General features: G+C 38.3%; 1 protein-coding gene. It reads left to right on the top strand.

From position 1 onward, the window contains the following. Positions 1 to 435: 435 nt before the first annotated feature. Positions 436 to 658 (top strand): hypothetical protein (locus ACFFIT_RS13245; protein ID WP_385878404.1); only part of this gene is annotated, 223 nt, incomplete at its 3' end.

The raw sequence follows: 658 nt of genomic DNA, 5'->3' as shown, positions 1-658 counted from the left end.
AATAGGTTCCTGAGCTGAGTCGGTTCCAAATTTTATATAAATTCTTCTCCAAGTTTTGCTCAAAGGCCTGTATAGTAACTTTATCTACACCTGCTGAGCCTCTATTTTCTTTTACACGTTGCCATGCCTCTAATACAGTACGTTTACTGACTGAAAATGGTTTTGTTTTGTTCAACTAGATCGTCCTTATTAGTACTTAAAGTTGTTTAATTAATCAAAACTAGACTAGTTGTCCCCTTCGCTCCATATTCATTACAAATATTTCATCACTAGTACGAGACAATCTGCCAATGCGCCCTGCTTCACTATTTAGCCTTATGGGTTCTCCACTATAGCCTTTCATTTAACATCAGGGCAACATCTTCCTGAGTTCCGTATTTGAGCCTGAAATAAGATCTTGCCACCTATATGCCGAAGAGCTGATCAAACTGTGATTTGCAAGTTACATTTGACTTTGGTAATACTATTTCCGCAAACAGTACTTTTAACTCTCAATTACCGTTAACGACACTTCATCGGTGGTTCATTTTCATTCAACTTCTTATTTCTTATCTGACGAATTTATTTCGCCTTTTATCCCTACGCTTCCTACAATACCTCTTAAGTAATGCAGTTAGGGTCGATTTAGTACCAGCCCTTGCTAGCCGATACTGGTGGG

It is taken from the genome of Thorsellia kenyensis (assembly GCF_042432445.1).
Classification (GTDB): Bacteria; Pseudomonadota; Gammaproteobacteria; order Enterobacterales; family Thorselliaceae; genus Thorsellia; species Thorsellia kenyensis.
This window is presented reverse-complemented; position numbering and strand designations above follow the sequence as displayed.